Genomic DNA, 274 nt, shown 5'->3' with positions numbered 1-274 from the left:
TTTGATATTGAGTGTCTGTACCGCATGTACAGGATAGGTAGGAGCCGTAGAAGTCGGAACGCTAGTTTCGATGGAGGCGCTGGTGGGATACTACCCCTGCGTTATGGCCACTCTAACCCGCACCACTAATCGTGGTGGGAGACAGTGTCAGATGGGCAGTTTGACTGGGGCGGTCGCCTCCTAAAGAGTAACGGAGGCGCCCAAAGGTTCCCTCAGAATGGTTGGAAATCATTCGAAGAGTGTAAAGGCAGAAGGGAGCTTGACTGCGAGACCT

1 rRNA gene is annotated in these 274 nt (G+C 53.3%); it reads left to right on the top strand.

The window, feature by feature from the left end:
- Window positions 1–274: ribosomal RNA gene (locus tag P3R27_RS15030) — 23S ribosomal RNA — on the top strand; the annotation flags it as partial.

This window comes from Enterococcus spodopteracolus (genome assembly GCF_030441955.1).
GTDB lineage: Bacteria > Bacillota > Bacilli > Lactobacillales > Enterococcaceae > Enterococcus_B > Enterococcus_B spodopteracolus.
This window is presented reverse-complemented; position numbering and strand designations above follow the sequence as displayed.